This is a genomic window from Chryseobacterium sp. D764 (assembly GCF_019317325.1).
Lineage (GTDB): Bacteria > Bacteroidota > Bacteroidia > Flavobacteriales > Weeksellaceae > Chryseobacterium.
On the sequence record NZ_CP079219.1, the window covers coordinates 1,720,502 to 1,737,651 of the forward strand.

The 17,150-nt window shown below is 36.8% G+C and carries 13 protein-coding genes; 5 read left to right on the forward strand and 8 right to left on the reverse strand.

Translation table 11 applies throughout. From position 1 onward, the window contains the following. Positions 1-51: 51 nt before the first annotated feature. The 5 genes from KYG33_RS07720 to KYG33_RS07740 all read right to left on the reverse strand — a co-directional run bounded on the left by KYG33_RS07720 (position 52) and on the right by KYG33_RS07740 (position 5,071). Positions 52-1,662, reverse strand: a complete 1,611-nt coding sequence (locus KYG33_RS07720; RefSeq protein WP_077418572.1) for a Na+/H+ antiporter — start codon at positions 1,660-1,662, stop codon at positions 52-54. A 227-nt stretch (positions 1,663-1,889) separates the two neighbouring features. Further along, the gene (locus KYG33_RS07725; protein WP_077418571.1) at positions 1,890-2,510 is read right to left on the reverse strand and encodes an alpha/beta hydrolase; all 621 of its coding nucleotides are present in this window, start codon (positions 2,508-2,510) and stop codon (positions 1,890-1,892) included. 5 nt (positions 2,511-2,515) lie between these two features. Then, positions 2,516-3,469, reverse strand: coding sequence for a ring-cleaving dioxygenase (locus KYG33_RS07730; RefSeq protein WP_219072996.1), 954 nt, complete (start codon positions 3,467-3,469; stop codon positions 2,516-2,518). A 314-nt stretch (positions 3,470-3,783) separates the two neighbouring features. After that, the gene (locus KYG33_RS07735) at positions 3,784-4,080 is read right to left on the reverse strand and encodes a GNAT family N-acetyltransferase (protein WP_149386463.1); all 297 of its coding nucleotides are present in this window, start codon (positions 4,078-4,080) and stop codon (positions 3,784-3,786) included. A gap of 58 nt (positions 4,081-4,138) precedes the next feature. Next, entirely contained in the window at positions 4,139-5,071 is a 933-nt protein-coding gene (locus tag KYG33_RS07740; protein ID WP_219072997.1) for a ring-cleaving dioxygenase, read from the reverse strand. Positions 5,072-5,753: 682 nt separating this feature from the next. Here KYG33_RS07740 and KYG33_RS07745 point away from each other — a divergent pair. From KYG33_RS07745 to KYG33_RS07765, 5 genes are all read left to right on the forward strand, one after another. After that, on the forward strand, positions 5,754-6,752 hold the full coding sequence (locus KYG33_RS07745) for an EamA family transporter (protein WP_175627274.1): 999 nt from the start codon (positions 5,754-5,756) through the stop codon (positions 6,750-6,752). A gap of 18 nt (positions 6,753-6,770) precedes the next feature. Further along, positions 6,771-7,799 carry a methionine ABC transporter ATP-binding protein gene (locus tag KYG33_RS07750; protein WP_219072998.1) on the forward strand — a complete coding sequence of 343 codons (1,029 nt, stop codon included), beginning with the start codon at positions 6,771-6,773 and terminating at the stop codon, positions 7,797-7,799. After that, positions 7,792-8,448: a methionine ABC transporter permease MetI gene (gene metI / locus KYG33_RS07755; protein ID WP_047378236.1), complete on the forward strand. Its 657-nt coding sequence runs from the start codon at positions 7,792-7,794 to the stop codon at positions 8,446-8,448. Before KYG33_RS07750 ends, metI begins: the two co-directional genes overlap by 8 nt. Positions 8,449-8,526: 78 nt before the next feature. Further along, positions 8,527-9,336, forward strand: a complete 810-nt coding sequence (gene metQ / locus KYG33_RS07760; RefSeq protein ID WP_077418565.1) for a methionine ABC transporter substrate-binding lipoprotein MetQ — start codon at positions 8,527-8,529, stop codon at positions 9,334-9,336. A 440-nt stretch (positions 9,337-9,776) separates the two neighbouring features. Then, on the forward strand, positions 9,777-11,987 hold the full coding sequence (locus tag KYG33_RS07765) for a glycoside hydrolase family 3 C-terminal domain-containing protein (RefSeq protein ID WP_411267049.1): 2,211 nt from the start codon (positions 9,777-9,779) through the stop codon (positions 11,985-11,987). A gap of 573 nt (positions 11,988-12,560) precedes the next feature. Here KYG33_RS07765 and KYG33_RS07770 read toward each other — a convergent pair. The 3 genes from KYG33_RS07770 to KYG33_RS07780 all read right to left on the reverse strand — a co-directional run bounded on the left by KYG33_RS07770 (position 12,561) and on the right by KYG33_RS07780 (position 17,146). Beyond that, positions 12,561-14,741, reverse strand: a complete 2,181-nt coding sequence (locus KYG33_RS07770; RefSeq protein ID WP_077418563.1) for a TonB-dependent receptor domain-containing protein — start codon at positions 14,739-14,741, stop codon at positions 12,561-12,563. Between the two features lie 381 nt (positions 14,742-15,122). Further along, positions 15,123-15,674: a DUF2652 domain-containing protein gene (locus KYG33_RS07775; RefSeq protein ID WP_047388034.1), complete on the reverse strand. Its 552-nt coding sequence runs from the start codon at positions 15,672-15,674 to the stop codon at positions 15,123-15,125. A gap of 59 nt (positions 15,675-15,733) precedes the next feature. Continuing rightward, the gene (locus KYG33_RS07780) at positions 15,734-17,146 is read right to left on the reverse strand and encodes an efflux transporter outer membrane subunit (protein ID WP_219073000.1); all 1,413 of its coding nucleotides are present in this window, start codon (positions 17,144-17,146) and stop codon (positions 15,734-15,736) included. Between the last annotated feature and the right edge of the window lie 4 nt (positions 17,147-17,150).

Consider the following 17,150-nt stretch of genomic DNA (forward strand, 5'->3'; position numbering starts at 1 on the left):
ATTTAAAATTCAAGGTTCAGAGTTTAAAGTTTATAGCTGTTGATCTCACTTTTACAAGTGCTTATTCCCTGTAATCTTCAGTTCGTTCAGATCCAATTGAGATTCTGCTTTTCTTATTTCGTCTTCGCTGAAGCGTTTTTCACGTTTCATTTGAAACAGTTCTTTTCTCTGCAGGGCAAATATATCCAGCATCACATTGTGATATTCTGCCATATCGTTTCGTCTGTTGGTACACATTTCCAAAGAGTTTAAATGATTCTGATGAAGTTTAATATCGGTTTCCAGAGCTTTTTTAAAATTCTCAAGCAGACTATTGCTGTTCACCAATTCATTATATTCTTTATCAAGCTTTTGGACAGCAAGCTTATCCAGTCTCATTTGAATCCCGGCCTGCTGTTCATGGGAAGGAAGAATAGGATCAATTTCCTGAATTTTTGTCAATTTGATCACCAAAGGCAGTGTCAATCCCTGAAACACCAATGTCACAAAAATGACCACAAATGTGATAAAAATGATCAGGTTTCTCATCGGAAATTCGGCCTGACTGTTCATCATTACTGGTATTGACAAAGCTGTAGCCAAAGATACAACTCCTCTCATTCCTGCCCATCCTATAATTAAAGGATTTTTCCATCCCGGACTTGGATCACGGCGGGCTTTTTCACTCAGCCATCTTGGGATATGAGCCACAGGATAAATCCATAACAGACGTACTATAATAACGATCAAACTTATAATTAAACCATATTTGATTCCTTCCATTAATGAAATTTCGCCCAATCCATTGATGATATCCGGAAGTTCAAGACCTATTAATACAAAGACTAAAGCATTCATTACGAAAATCAGAGTATTCCAGACTCCTGTCATATTGATTCTTGTAGTTCCTGTTTTAAAAATTTCATGAGCACGGAAAGACATAAATAAACCTCCACTCACTACAGCCATTACTCCCGAAAAATGAAAATGTTCTGCAGAAAGAAACAGAATATAAGGCGTAATTACGGTAATGGCAGCATCAATAGCGGGTGTAGTAGGTAAAAACCGGTGAATTGCATAAAAAATATGAGCTCCGGCAATTCCTATTACAATTCCCATTCCTGCTACCAGAAAAAACTGCCCTGTTGCTTCATGCATTGAAAAAGCTCCTGTCATTACTGCGGCCAGCGCAAATCTGAAAACAATCAGTGAAGACGCATCATTAATCAGGCTTTCTCCTTCCAGTATAGCAAGAGTGCGTTTTGGAACTTTTAATCCTTTTAAGACTGTGGTGGCAGCAACAGCATCCGGTGGTGAGACAATTCCTCCCAATAAAAACCCTAATGCCAGTGTAAATCCGGGAATCAGCATCTGTGAAGTATAGGCAACTACCAGAGAGGTCAGAAATACAAGACCAAAAGCCAGCAGGCTGATGGGACGTTTCCATTTCCAGAAATCATTCCATGAAGTATACCAGGCTGCTTCATACAAAAGAGGAGGTAAAAAAATTAAAAATATAATTTCGGGATCCAGCTTTAAAACAGGAACTCCTGGAATAAAACTAATTCCTAATCCGGCGAGCACCAGAAAGATAGGATAAGCAATTTTAATCCGTTGTGCCAGCATGACCAGCATCATGACGAGTAATAAAAGTCCCAGTATTAAAAGTAGTTGTTCGTGCATTTTCTTTAGGTTATAAGTTTTGGCTAAAGCCAATGGAATATTTATTTTCTTAAGGCAGGCTAAAGTCCACCTCTATTGAATAATTAATGATGCTTGATAGATTCCTCCGGAATGACAAATATTACGCCTTATCTATCCATTCACTTTGTCATTCCGGAGGAATCGTAACTTTACTTAAACACATTAAAGGTCTTTAAAAATTACGAATAATTTTAAAGTTAAAATACTTATTTAAATAGTATCAAGTTAGCCAATTCAATTTCTTCCTCATTAATAGAATGTCCAAAATTGGCATATACTTTTTCTGTCACCTCAGCATTCATTTCTCGTAAAATATTGGCTGTAGCATATACTCTTTCTACAGGAACATGAAAATCAGGGTTGCTGGTTCCCAGAAAAACAGGGGTTCCGGCGAAATCTCCTTTATAGTTTTCACGATTGATCTTATCTCCTATCACTCCACCAATAATGGCTGCTGCTCCACCGAACTTCTGAGCATTGCGGGCCAGAAATTCAAGGGTAAGGCAGGCTCCCTGAGAAAATCCGAAAAAGTATATATTTTCCGGTTTAATTCCTGCTTTTACGGCAGCTTTTACTGTTTCTTCAACCATTTCAAGGGCTGATGATAACCATGGTTCGTTTTGTTCTACCGGTGCTATAAATGAAAAAGGATACCAGGTATGATTCAAAGCCTGTGGGGCTAATAAAGCATAGTCTTTTACATTCAAATGTTGAGATAAACTCAGAATATCCTGAGCGCTTCCTCCACGTCCATGAACCATAATCAAAGCTTTTTCTGCCTGGTTTAATGGAATTCCTGCTGTTTTTATATTTAAAATATGACTCATTATTTCTATCTGAATTTTTCTGTTGGATAATTAATTGCGGGAAGAACTTCTTTCAGACGTTCTCGTCTTTTTTCAAACTGCTGCGGCAACTGCAGATCTTCTCCTAAAAATGCGGCCTCTTCATCTACATCGAAACCAGGGCCGGAAGTTGCAATTTCAAATAAAACACCTCCTGGTTCTTTAAAATATACGGAAGTAAAATATTTTCTGTCTTTCACTTCGGTATGTTCCAGTCCGTAGGCATTTAATCTTTTTACCATTTCAAGCTGAGAGGCCGCATCCGGAGTAGCGAAAGCTACATGATGAACAGTTCCTCTTCCAGCTAATCCTTTCAATGCATTAGGAGTAGACAATAGATCTACATATTTTCCAGGCATATTTTCTGTTCCCAATCTCAGTCTGTCAGGAGTTTCCTTAATCACTTTATGATCCATCTGAGTGGTCAGAAGAGCGGCCGTTCTTTCATAGGCATCCTGCCAGATTTCTACGTGATGAATTCCTTTGACGGCATAATCTTTAGGAATATAACCATTGTAATATCCTTTTCTTTCATCCTTATCATTGAAAACCAACTCCAAACCCAATCCGTCAAAATCTTCAAGATAAATAAAAACTTCTTCTGAGAATCTTTGCTGTGGCTGTTCGAAAGGAATATTAAACTGTTCCAGACGGTTCATCCAATAATCCAGAGCTTCTATAGAAACTGAAAATGCAGTCGTATTGAGCATTCCTTTCCCGTGTCTGCCATTGATCAGATCTTTGCCATACGGAAAAGTAGTCATGCTCGTTCCCGGTGTTCCGTATTCGTCCCCGAAATAAAAATGATAAACATCTGAGTAATCAAAATTGACCGTTTTTTTGACTAAACGAAGGCCCAAAACGCCAGTGTAAAAGTCTATATTTTCCTGTGCATTGCCGGTAATTGCCGTAACGTGATGCAGTCCTGTGATAAGTTTCATTGTGTTGAAATTGTTAATTAATTATTGTGATGGATAAAAAGGCAAAATTACGAAAGGGTAAAATAGCAAATAAACGAAGAAGGCGGAATGGTAAAAGGAAGAAAAATCTCTAGGATTGTTTCCAGAGGCAACATACAATGTTTAGATTCCTACGGGATGACAAGGTGGACGGATAAATAAAGCGCATAGTTTGTCCATTCCGAAGGAATCTATGCTCTTACCATCTCAAATTCTCTTACTCTCAAACCTTAAAACTCGTATTCAAAACCCCGAAACTCAAAAACCCACATCCCGAAACTCGCCTCTCAAACTCACTACAGTTCTTCTTTCATCCACACATCATTATATTCTTCCGGATGACGTTTGAACTGTGCGTGAACATACGGACATAACGGCAGAATTTTTAAATCGTTTTCTCTTGCGTAGGAAACCAATCTTTCTAATAAAATTTTAGCAAAACCTTTTCCTTCATATTCCGGATGTACCTCAGTATGATAAACCGTCAGTTTTTTTCCAATGACTGAAATATCCATTTTACCTGCTTTATGATCGTCTGAGAAAAGCTGGATTTCTCCTTTTCTTCCTTCTAAAACTATTTCTGTTCTTTCCATTTTATTGTTTTTAATTCTTAATTCAAAATTAGCATCTTTATCAGAGCCGGCCGATGATCTATGATAACTTCGGAAGTACTCCTTCTATTTTCTCACGCATTCCTTCGTACTGTGCAGGAAGCTTCAGGTTTGTTCCCAACTCATTCAATGGCTCATCCACAGTGAACCCCGGATTGTCAGTTGCAATTTCAAACAAAACACCTCCCGGCTCACGGAAATACAATGAATAGAAATAATCTCTGTTGATTTTCGGAGTAATGCTTAGTCCAGCAGATAATACTTTTTCACGATATTCCATCAGAACGTTGTCATCTTTCACTCTGAATGCAATATGATGATTGGTTCCGGCAGCATTTCTTCCCGCAGGAATTGTACTGTTTTCAATAATATCTACAAGATTTGCCGTATCAATTGCATCGGTAGCCAATCTGTATCTTTCTCCTTCCTGTTTCTGCAAATCGTAACCTAAAACATCAGTCAGAACTTTTATTGTAGGATCTGCTTTTTTTAAGGTTAAAGTTACATTATGGAATCCTTTCAATGCATATTCATCTTTGATGTCATCAGTTGTCCATACTTTTCTGCTGTCTTCACCTGCAGGTTCTATCAACTGTAACTGTAGACCGTCAGGATCTTTAAAAGAAATCATCTTTTCTCCAAATACTTCTTCTTCTTCCACATTTACATTAAAGCTTTGCAATCTGTTTTTCCAGAACTCAAGACTTCCTTTGGGTACTGAATATCCAATATGGGTAGCCATTCCGCTTCCGTTATTTCCTTTACCAATTCCTTCCCATGGAAAGAAGGTAAGAATGGTTCCCGGTGTTCCGTTTTCATTCCCAAAATAGAAATGATAAGTTCCCGGATCGTCAAAATTCACTGTTTTTTTCACCAGTCTTACTCCTAAAACCTGAGTATAAAAATCTAAATTTCTTTTGGCATTGTCTGCTATTGCAGTAATATGATGCAGACCTAATATTCTATTGTCCATTGTCTTTAATTTTTATGCTAAATTACAGTGAACAGAAATGCTGCGCATTTAACTAGTTTAATAAATAAAAAGATCCAATGATCTTGTCGCGTTAATCTGATAATAATAAGTTGATTTAAAATTCACAGATTTAATAGGAGTTCCGGCAATAAATAAATTAAGGTTTATAAATAATCTACAAAATAAAAATGCATCAGAATAAATTTCTACCTGTTTTCTTTTTAACAATATAAAAATTATTTAATTCTCATAAATTTCAATTTATTTTACATTTTTGATAATGAAAAACAAGCAATATTTTCTATGTTTTTTGAAATAAAAAAGAACTAAAACTGTTTTTTAATTAAAAAAAACAGTAAACAAATAACTAATAAAACACTAACAAACAACACATTAAACTATTAATAATAAATTAATATTTAAAATGTCTACTTTTTTAGTGGACTAATAAAAATTAAATTATATATTTGCAAACGTATTCAGGAAATAGAATAAAATGAAGACAGAATTAAAAAATAATTTAATTAAGAAACATACCATCAAAAACATGATGAAGGATATCTGTATGCCTGTGCATCGAGAATACTGTGGTTGACCTTACTTTTATTTAGACATATTTTAAAGGCTTTACCACATGGTAGAGCCTTTTTTTATTGAACACAACAACATTAAAAAAATAAAAATGAATAATTCTAAAAACAAATGGTTGATTCCATTGGCTTTTACAAACATCTATGTGATATGGGGAATTACGTTTTTAGCTATTTCATTTGGCTTAAAAGGTTTTCCGCCATTCATTCTTTCGGGGTTAAGATTTCTGGTTGCCGGAATTCTGATGATAGGATATCTTCTTTCTAAAGGAGAAAAAGCAAATTCTCTGATCAACTGGAAGAAAAATGCAATTACCGGTATTCTTATTCTTACCGGAGGAACAGGACTCGTAGCCTGGGGAGAACAATATGTAACGGCTTCAGAAGCGGCCATTTCTATTGCAACCGGCCCGTTCTGGTTTATTGCAATCGACAGAAAAAACTGGAAATATTATTTCTCAGATAAATTTATTCCGATAGGATTGGCCATTGGATTTGCAGGATTAATTATGTTTTTAAAAGGCAGTGTAAACTCAAATGCTGCTCATGCTATTGCTAATGAAAATCTACGTATTACCGCCTTTATTGTGTTGGGCTTAAGTTCCATCGCATGGGTACTGGGATCTTTATATTCAAAGAAAAATCCAGCTTCTCAATCTACCTTTATGAATATTGCTCAACAGCTTATAGTAGCGGGATTAGCTTCATTTTTAATTGCTTTTATGAGAAAAGAATGGACTGGTTTTTCAGTTTCTGCAGTTCCATTATCGGCATGGTTTGGGGTTCTATTTTTGATCTTCTTTGGATCGATAGTCGCTTATTTGTCGTACATTTGGCTTCTGTCCGTAAAACCCGCTGCCTTGGTAAGCACTCACACCTATATCAATCCTATTGTAACAGTGATTGCAGGCTGGATTGTTGCCAACCAAAGCATCAATGGAGGTCAGCTGTATGGTTTATTCATCATATTGCTGGGAGTACTTCTAACGAATGTCACCAAGTATTTCAGACTTTCAAAACGGTCAAAGGTAAAAATCAGAAGAGTAAGAAGATTTTTTAACAGAGCAGGCAGGCCATATCAGCCTATTTAAACAGAATACAAAATCAGAATGATAGAAATCAGAAACATATCGAAAACATTTCACCAGAAAAAACAGTCCTTTAAGGCATTGGATAAGGTGAGTTTAAATATAGAGAAAGGAGATATTGTAGGAATTATCGGTTTTTCGGGTGCAGGAAAAAGTACCCTTATCCGTACAGTAAATTTACTGGAAAGACCGGATGAAGGGCAGATTATTATTAATGGAAAAGATTTTACCCAGCTCAATTCTAAGCAATTGGCTGAGGAACGTAAAAAAATTGGGATGATCTTCCAGCATTTCAATCTTCTTTCTTCAAGAACTGTTTTTGATAACGTAGCTCTACCTTTGGAACTGGATCATAGCAGTAAGGATGAAATCAACAGAAAAGTCAACGAACTACTGAGGATCGTAGGGCTTGAAGATAAAGCCAATGATTATCCCAGAAGTCTTTCAGGAGGACAGAAACAGAGGGTAGCTATTGCAAGGGCTCTAGCTAATGATCCTCACCTTCTGCTTTGTGATGAAGCAACCAGTGCGCTGGATCCGGCTACAACGCAATCTATTCTGCAGCTTTTAAGAGATATCAATCAGAGACTGGGAATTACCATCCTTTTAATTACCCACGAAATGGAAGTTATCAAAGCGGTCTGCAACCACGTTGCAGTGATCGACAAAGGAAAATTATTAACAAAAGGAACTTTAAGCGAGATTATTTCGGACAAAGAGAACCCGATAATCCGGCAATTTATAAATTCAGACATCATGACCCTGCCACAGGAATTCATTAGCAGACTGCAGAAAGAACCCAAAGACGGTTTATTTCCGCTTGTCGAAATAGAACTTAACGAAAACATCAGTGTTGAACAAATTCTTTCAGCGCTATACAATCAATATAAAATCCCTTATAAACTTTTAAAGGCTGACGTAGAATATTTCGGAAATTCAAATTTTGGAAAAATTTTGCTGCAGCTTCAGGGTGAGGCTGAAGAAAACCAACAGGCGATCTATTATTTCAACCAAAATAAAATTCAAAATACAGTAAAAGGATATGCTTAGTGATACGGTAATTGCCCTTTTGGCAAAAGGAACCTGGGAAACGGTTTATATGACATTTTTATCCGGATTTTTTGGATTTGTACTTGGACTTCCGGTGGGAATCATGTTATTTTTAACCAGAAAAGGACAACTGCTGGAAAATGCAGTCTATCATAGAGGACTATCTATTCTGGTTAATATTTTCCGTGCCATCCCTTTTATTATTCTGATCGTATGGATGATTCCTTTTACGAGAATTCTGGCAGGAACTTCTATTGGAGTAAATGCAGCTTTGGTTCCGCTAAGTGTGGGGGCAGCTCCGTTTATTGCGAGACTTGTTGAGAACAGCCTTATTGAGGTTCCTCATGGTCTTATAGAAACGGCAAGAGCCTTGGGAGCTTCTCCTTTACAGATTATCAGAAAAGTATTGCTTCCTGAAGCACTTCCTTCTTTAATCAACAATGCCACAATCACTTTGATTACGCTTGTAGGATATTCTGCAATGGGTGGTGCTGTAGGTGCAGGCGGACTTGGACAGGTTGGCTATCAGTATGGTTATATCGGATATGATATTGTCATTATGAATACGGTATTAATTTTACTGGTTCTGCTGGTCTTCATCATTCAATTTGCGGGAGACCGGTTATCAAAAAGATTTGATCACAGGTAGTTGAGTTTGGGATGCGAACTGGAAAGTATATTATTTTACTCATTTGTTCTGTCCTAATCCATTTAAATAAAAAATAGAATGAAAAAAATAAAGATTTTTGGTGTAATAGCTGCCGGAATACTGCTGTTCAGTGCTTGTTCGGGAAGAAAAGATGATCCGAACTTTATCCGGGTAGGAATCACCTATGGTCCGGAACAGGAAATTGCTGAGGTTGCCAAAAAAGTAGCTAAGGATAAATATAATCTGGATGTGGAACTTATTCCTTTTAATGATTATGTAGTTCCCAATGAAGCCCTGACAAACGGAGATATTGATGCCAATGCTTTTCAGCATCTTCCTTATCTGGCAGAGCAGTCCAAGCAGAGAGGATACCATCTTGTACCTGTAGGAAATACATTTGTATACCCTATTATAGCCTATTCAAAAAAGATTAAAAATATCAGTCAGCTGCAGGAAGGCAACACTGTTGTTATTCCCAATGACCCAACCAATGGAGGACGTTCCCTGCTTCTGCTTCAGAAAGGAGGTCTGCTAAAATTAAGACAAGGTGTAGGACTTCTGCCAAAAGTAACAGATATTACAGAAAACCCGAAACAGCTGAAAATCATGGAGATTGAGGGAGCCCAGATTCCAAGAGTCTTAGATGACAGGGATGTTGTGGTAGGAATTATCAATAACAATTTTGCAGCTCAGGCAGGATTAGATTCGGAAAAACAGGGGATCTTAATTGAAGATAAAGACTCTCCGTATGTGAATCTGGTGGTTGCCAGACAGGATAATAAAAACAGTCAGAAAGTAAAAAACTTTGTAAAAGCCTACCAGTCTCCGGAAGTGGAAAAGAAAGCCAAAGAGATTTTCAAAGGCGGAGCTGTGAAAGGATGGGATTAATGAGTCTGAGGATTTGAGAGTGAATTCGAGATGCGGGGGTACGGGTTTTCGGGTGAGAATTTAAGAATAGGAGGTTTGGTGTAGATTCCTACAGAATGGACAAACTACACGCTTTACCTATACGTCCACCTTGTCCATTCCGTAGGAATCCAGGCACTGTGTTAGGAGGGTTGTAGGGTTAAAGGTATTGAGTGAAAATATAGGAGTAGCTTCATTTGTCTTTTATCATTTTGCAATTTCGATTTTTTTCTTAATAATTAAAAATATTTAATAATAAGCTGTCTGCAAATACGTGGACAGTTTTTTTATTCATTAAAATTTATTTTCTCAATTTGAGATAATAAAAATTTTCTCTATTTTTGCTTTTAATCAAATAGAAAGGCATTATGTTAAAGAAAACCGTCATTATAAGTTTATTCACCTTTATTTCTGCTTCTTATATGGCCCAGACTAATAATATCCTTCCCGTTTATTTAGATGAATCCAAACCTGTAGAACAGCGTATTCAGGATGCATTATCAAGAATGACACTGGAAGAGAAAGTGGCAATGCTTCATGCACAGTCAAAATTCAGTTCACCGGGTGTTCCAAGACTTGGAATTCCGGAATTCTGGACCACTGACGGTCCTCACGGGGTGCGTCCTGAAGTGATGTGGGACGAATGGGATCAGGCAGGATGGACTAACGACTCCATTATCGCCTACCCTGCCCTGACTGCTTTATCCGCTACATGGAATAAAAAAATGTCATGGAATTATGGTAAAGCTTTGGGTGAAGAAGCCCGCTACAGAAAAAAAGATATTCTTCTGGGACCTGGAGTCAATATCTACAGAACTCCTCTGAATGGACGAAATTTTGAATATATGGGTGAAGATCCTTATCTGACCTCAAAAATGGTAGTTCCTTATATTAAGGGAGTACAATCTAATGGGGTGGCAACTTCTGTGAAACATTTTGCACTGAACAATCAGGAAATGTTCCGTCATACGAGCAATGTGAATGTAGATGACAGGGCTCTTTATGAAATTTATCTTCCACCTTTCAAAGCAGCGGTAACAGAGGGTGATTCGTGGACAATCATGGGTGCTTATGATATGTACAAAGGCCAGTATGCCAGCCAGAATCAATATCTATTAAATGATATTCTAAAAAAGGAATGGAACTATAAAGGGGTCGTAGTCTCCGACTGGGGTGCTGTAAACAATACGGAACAGGCGATTCATAACGGACTTGATCTGGAATTCGGATCGTGGACCAACGGACTTTCTGCCGGAACTAAAAATGCCTATGACAACTACTATCTGGCAAAACCTTATCTTGATCTGATTAAAGCAGGAAAAGTAGGAACCACAGAGCTTGATGATAAAGTAACAAGATTACTTCGCCTTGCTTATAAAACAACAATGAACCGCAATAAACCTTTCGGGAATATTGCTTCTGAAGAGCATAAAGCTGTTGCCAAAGAAATTGGTGAAGAAGGAATCGTCTTATTAAAGAACCAGGGTAATGTACTTCCTATTGACCTTAATAAAGCTAAAAAAATAGCGGTTATTGGAGAGAATGCCATTAAAATAATGACAGTTGGTGGAGGTTCTTCATCTTTAAAAGTGAAATACGAAGCTCTTCCTTTAGACGGAATCAAGTCAAGGTTTGGAAAGCAGGCAGATGTACAGTATGCGAGAGGTTATGTAGGAGATATCGGAGGTGAATATAATGGGGTAAAATCCGGACAGGATTTAAAAGATACCCGTTCTGAAGCTGAATTATTGAATGAAGCTGTAGAATTGGCCAAAAAATCAGATTATGTAATTTTTGTAGGAGGATTGAACAAAGCTGATTTCCAGGACAGTGAAGGAAATGACAGAAAGAGCTATGGACTTCCTTATAACCAGGATCATGTGATTTCTGCTCTTGCAAAAGCGAATAAAAATCTTGCTGTTGTTTTGGTTTCCGGAAATGCCGTAGCTATGCCTTGGATCAAAGAAGTTCCTACCGTTTTACAGTCGTGGTATCTGGGTTCTGAAGCTGGAAATTCTATTGCCTCTATTCTGGCAGGTGATGCAAATCCATCAGGAAAACTTCCGTTTACATTTCCTGTAAAACTGGAGGACAATTCAGCACATCAACTAGGAGAATATCCCGGGCAGAAAGATGAGTTGGCTGCAGGAAAAGGCAAAGATCAGAAAAACCCTATCAATATTACTTACAACGAAGGCGTTTTTGTAGGCTACCGCTGGCATGATACTAAAAATATAAAACCTCTGTTCAGTTTCGGACATGGATTGAGCTATACGACTTTTGAATTCGGAAAGGCAAAAGTAGACCAGACAAGCATTTCACAGGATGGTAAAATTACGTTTACTGTAACAGTTAAAAATACAGGTAAAAAGGCAGGTGCTGAAGTTGCCCAGCTTTACATCAGTGATTTAAAATCATCTGTTCCAAGGCCTGCAAAAGAACTGAAAGGTTTTGAAAAAGTATATCTGAATCCTGGCGAACAGAAAGAAGTTACTTTCACCATTGATAAAACGGCTTTAAGTTTCTTTGATGCTCAAAAACATGACTGGGTAGCTGAACCCGGAGATTTTGAAGCACTGATTGGAAATTCTTCCGATGCCATTAAAACAAAAGTGAAGTTTACCCTTAAATAAAAACTGAGAGTTAAGAGTATAAACTCTATTTAATAATTATTTGATAGAATGCAAACAGATTCCAAATTGGGATCTGTTTTTTTATAATTTATTTAAACGCAAAGATTCTTAGATTCTGTCGTATGATACAAGGAAGCAAAGTGAAGCGACAACGTCGCGGATGAAGCTAATAGGTAATGTGAACGTTTAGAAAGAATCAATTACTATTGATTCCATCTCTTTGCTCACTTAAATTCAAAAATATCTCAGATTAAAACTTTACGTTAAAAATAAAAATCTAAATTTTAGATGTGCTCAAATATTCAATCTTCAAAACTTTTTTTAAACCATTAAGGAGTTCTTAAGTGATGAAGAAAAATTAAGATTCAAATAAATTTGAATGAAGCACAGTGTTTTATGAATATCTTCAGATATGCTCTTAATACTCTTAACAGCTTAATATTTTCTTAATGGTTCAAAAACTTCAGTGTAGATTTTTTGCTATACTAAGATCATTAAGCATAAATATTTCAGGAAAATAAAAAGCAGATTCCAATTGGAAACCTGCTTTCATCGATCTAACAAATATTATGATTATTTTCCGCCGCCACCATTTTTCTCTACATCGGTTTTAGTATTTTCTTTTACCTTCTGGTTTCCGAAACGCTTTACAAACGTAAGAGAAACTCCGTACCAATCCCATTTTGAATACTCTCTGAAAGTCCCATCCTGGCTGTAAGTAGTGTTATCACCATAAGGTCTTTTAAAAATATTCATCAGCTGCATGCTCAGTTCCATCTGAGTTTTCGGGAATATTTTGGTGACTGAAATATTGTGGAATACGTTGGTATTATTCGCATATGAATTTCCATTGTTCTGATTGGCAAGTTCCACCCATGCACTCAGATTAATGTTTTTATTGAAAAGGTTGGTATAAGAAACATTCGCGGAGGCTCCCCAATAACTGATATAATCTTTGGCACCCAGCTTATTTTTCTCGTTAAAATCTTTATTATTAATGTAATACCATCCAAATCCGGCATTTACATTCAGTTTATTTTTCAGGAAGTTCTGATTGGTATTGGCAAAAAGGTAATATTTTTCAACTTTTCCATCAAAGTTCCCTGGTAGAGAAACTGTTCTTCCGTTTTCCGTTACATAAGTAGTCCAGTAATCCTGATTGGTGTGCATATATCTTGCGGAAAGAAAATACTTTTTCAAAATTCCGAATTTCAGATAAAGCCTGTCGTTGGGGTTTGGATTCAGATAAAGGTTTCCTCTGGAATACGTTCCATTAATTTCAGGCGTCACAAAAGGGTTAAATTCAGAATACCAAGGTCTCCAGATACTTCGGTTATAGGTAAGACTCAAATCAAATTTCTCTGAAAAATTATATTTCAGCAATAGATTGGGAAGAAAAGTTCCGTAAGAATCTCTCCTCTCTGTACCTGCCACATCCTGTCTCACTTTATAATCAATATATTCATATCGGATTCCGACTCTTGTTTCCAGTTTTTCGAAAAATGTTTTGCTATAATTGGCATATAAAGAGCTCAGATGATCTTCATAATGGAATCTGTCGTTTTTGGAAAGATTAGCATATTCCGGTGTACCATTATCAATACTGATTCCATAGAGACTGTTAGGAATAACATGATTGTTCAATTCCGTTTTCCCTCCTACTTCCATCGTACCTCCTGTTTTACCAAAAGGTTGTGTATAATCTATTTTCAGATAATAATTACGCATCTGATTGGAACTGATAGACCCCAGCTGCTGATTGGTTATGGCACCCTGCTTATTAATCTGCTTGTCAATCAAATTATCATTGTCATTACTGGAATAATTGGTTCCTAAATTAATATCTAAAATTCTATTTTTTTCTTTATCATAGTATTTATAGAAAGCATTAGTACCCAGATTACGGCTGAATCCCCAGTTATTTTGAATTTGGTGAAAAGATTCACCCGGATCTCCATCTTTTGTAGTCATCCCATCAGATTCTGCTGAAAGCAAATTCCTGTTCTGGGAATACTCCAGTACAAGTCCGAAATTATTTTTATCATTGATTTCAAACTCTGAAGTGGAAGAAAGAGATGGACTTTCATTTCTCATTACATTTTCCAGATTAAACTGAGTAAGTTTATTTTCAGCATAACGGTTATCCCATGTCTGATTCTTCTGCACATAAGTTCCGTCATTATAACTTCCAATAAGGGTTTGGGTAAATTTTTTCTTATGATAGTTGAGATTAAAATTTGTGTATTGTGAGTTTTTGGTACTTTGTCTGTTGTTGAAAGATATACTTCCTTTTAAACCTTCATCATCCCTTTTCTTTAAAACAATATTGATGACGGAACCTGACGTTTCATAACGTGAAGAAGGACTGGTAATCACTTCAATTTTCATCAGGTTATCGGCAGGAATTGTCTTAAGATATTCCTTTAATTCCTTCCCTGTAAAAACCGATTTTCTATCATTGATGTATACTGTAACCATCTGTCCTTCGGCTTTTACATCATCATTATTATCTATGCTTACCAAAGGAGTCATTCTAAGAACGTCCCATGTTGTATTTCCTGCCAGAATTGCACTGTTGGCTACATTAAATACAGTTCTGTCTACTTTAGATTCTACGGTCGGCTTTCTGGCAACCAGGGTAACCGCTTCTATTTCTTTTGTATTTCCTTTTACAGTATCCTTTGCTGCCGGGGCCTGCTGAGCCATTGCAAATGAACCTGCTAGTATCGCTATTGGAAATAAGATTACTTTCATGTGAAATTATAGTTTTTTCTATAAGACCATTATCTTCACAAGTTTGTTACATCAAAAAGTAAAAAAAATAAAATAAATCCTTAATTTCCAGCAAGATATCAACTGAAAATAGAAGCATGAACTGGAAAACAGTGAAAATTTTTCAATAAACAAACACAATATAAATCACTTCCATAATAAATATTCTTAAAAACATATTTTATCTGTAATTTAATTTTTATTAAAAAACTTTACAATTTGTCATTGATATGAGAGTCTTCATTATGAAAATAAGTTGTTCATTCATTCAATTTCTAAAAGTCTTACCAACAAAAAAGCCCGGATCTCACCCGGGCCGCTAGCAATAGCAAATTTACAAGGAATAATATTAAAAAATATATGCTAGTTTAAATTTTCAAAATAATGGATAACGCCTACTTCAGGCAGACGACGCGGATCCTTATTAAAATCCGACTCCTTATTTTTGCTGTTTTCCAGAAAAGAATTGCTGAAAAGAGCATAAGAAGGCTGTTCTGCCAGTCCGTTTTTCAAAAGCTGATGGGCTTCCACAATTGTTTTCCCATATAGTTTTCTGAAGTTTCCAATATTGTATTGTGAAAAAGATCCATAATGAACAATAAACTTGAGAGCCAGATCAATAGTAGTGCTTAAACTCTTACTCAGCTCCTCTATCTTTCTGTTGAAAGCACTTCTCATCTTCCACAGCATTTTTGAAATGCTCTGGTAAGACGGATTTTCATCATAACGGTAAAATAAAATGGCATCTCCCTCAATCTCGGAAATTTCAAAATACTGATCGTTCACATCAATCAGTGTAGACAATAGCTGTCTTACAATATACTCGCCTGTATACAATTTTGTATTGAACACAAATTCGGTAAATCCGCTGAAATCCGGAATTAAAATGATTCCCTCCTGTATATTTGTCTTCATAATGATAATGGATTAAAAACCTGCTTCATCATTACAGACGAAGCAGATTCAATTTTACTTTATTGCCACCCGCCTCCTACTGAGCGGTAAAGTGCTGTTATAGCATTCAGTCTCTGGGTTTTCAGAGAAGCCAGTTCCAGTTCTGCCTGAAGTTTATTCGATTGGGCAATGATCACCTCTACATAAGTTGCTGAATTATATTTAAATAACAGATCAGCTTTTTTCACTGCTTCACCGGATTTCACGGCCAGCCCTTCTGCAATTTTCTGCTGCTCTTCAAGTTTTTGAATTTGTACCAATGCATCAGAAACTTCGGCTACCGCTTTTAAAACAGACTGTTTAAAGTTGATTTCCGCCTGATCAGCAACTACTTTAGACTGTTCATACTGCGTTTTCAACTGTTTTCCATTCAAAATAGGCTGTGCTACTGCTCCTGCCACCATTCCGAAAAGAGATCCCGGAACGCTGAACCATTTACTGATCTGGAAAGCATTTACACCACCCTGTGCTGTAATATTCAGTGACGGATACATACTCATTTTGGCAACGTGAATCGCTGCAGCGCTCTTTCTTACGTCAAGCTCAGCCGTTTTAATATCCGGTCTGTAGCTTAATAATTCTGACGGAACTCCCGCCGCAATATGATCCGGAGACTGTACATTGTTCAGGCTTGCACTTCTTTCAATTTTCCCGGGCATTGAACCCGTCAGCAGACTCAAAGCATTTTCCTGGGTTGTCACAGAACTTTCAATCACCGGAATTGATTTCAGAATCTGATCTTTTACAATTTCCTGCTGCTGTACTGCCAAAGCTGTTGTTAATCCCAGTTCCTGCTGTTTGATCAGAAACTTCAACGTATTATCAGCATATGCCAGATTGGATTTTGTAATTTCCAGCTGAGTATCCAGCATCAGCAGATTATAATATCCCTGCACTACAGCAGACACCACTTGTGTTTTTACCGCCTTTGCAGCTTCCTGTGTTTTAAGATATTCTGCTAGAGCCTGCTCTTTTCTGCCTTTGATCTTGCCCCAGATATCTGCTTCCCATGAAAAACTAAGAGAAGTTGTATAATCTTCCATATATCTTTTCCCCATGAACTGTCCGGCCATCATTCCATTCATACTGTTGTCTGAAGGACGGTTGATATTCGCATTGGCAGAAGCACCGATCGTCGGGATATTTCCCCATTTACTCTGAGTATACGCCAGGGAGGCAAATTCTATCTGCTTTAAAGCCACCTGAAGATCATTATTCTGTACCATCGCTTTATCAATCAATCTTACCAGAACCGGATCTTTGAAAAAATCTTTGTAGCTGATCTTAGCAATATTTTCATTTTGCCCTGAAACAATACTATCATTTCTGAAAGCTTCGGGCATTTTAACCTCAGGCTGCTCATATTTCTGAACTTTACAGGAAATTGCCGTCCCTGAAATGAATGCGATATATGCTATATTTTTAATTTTCATTTTT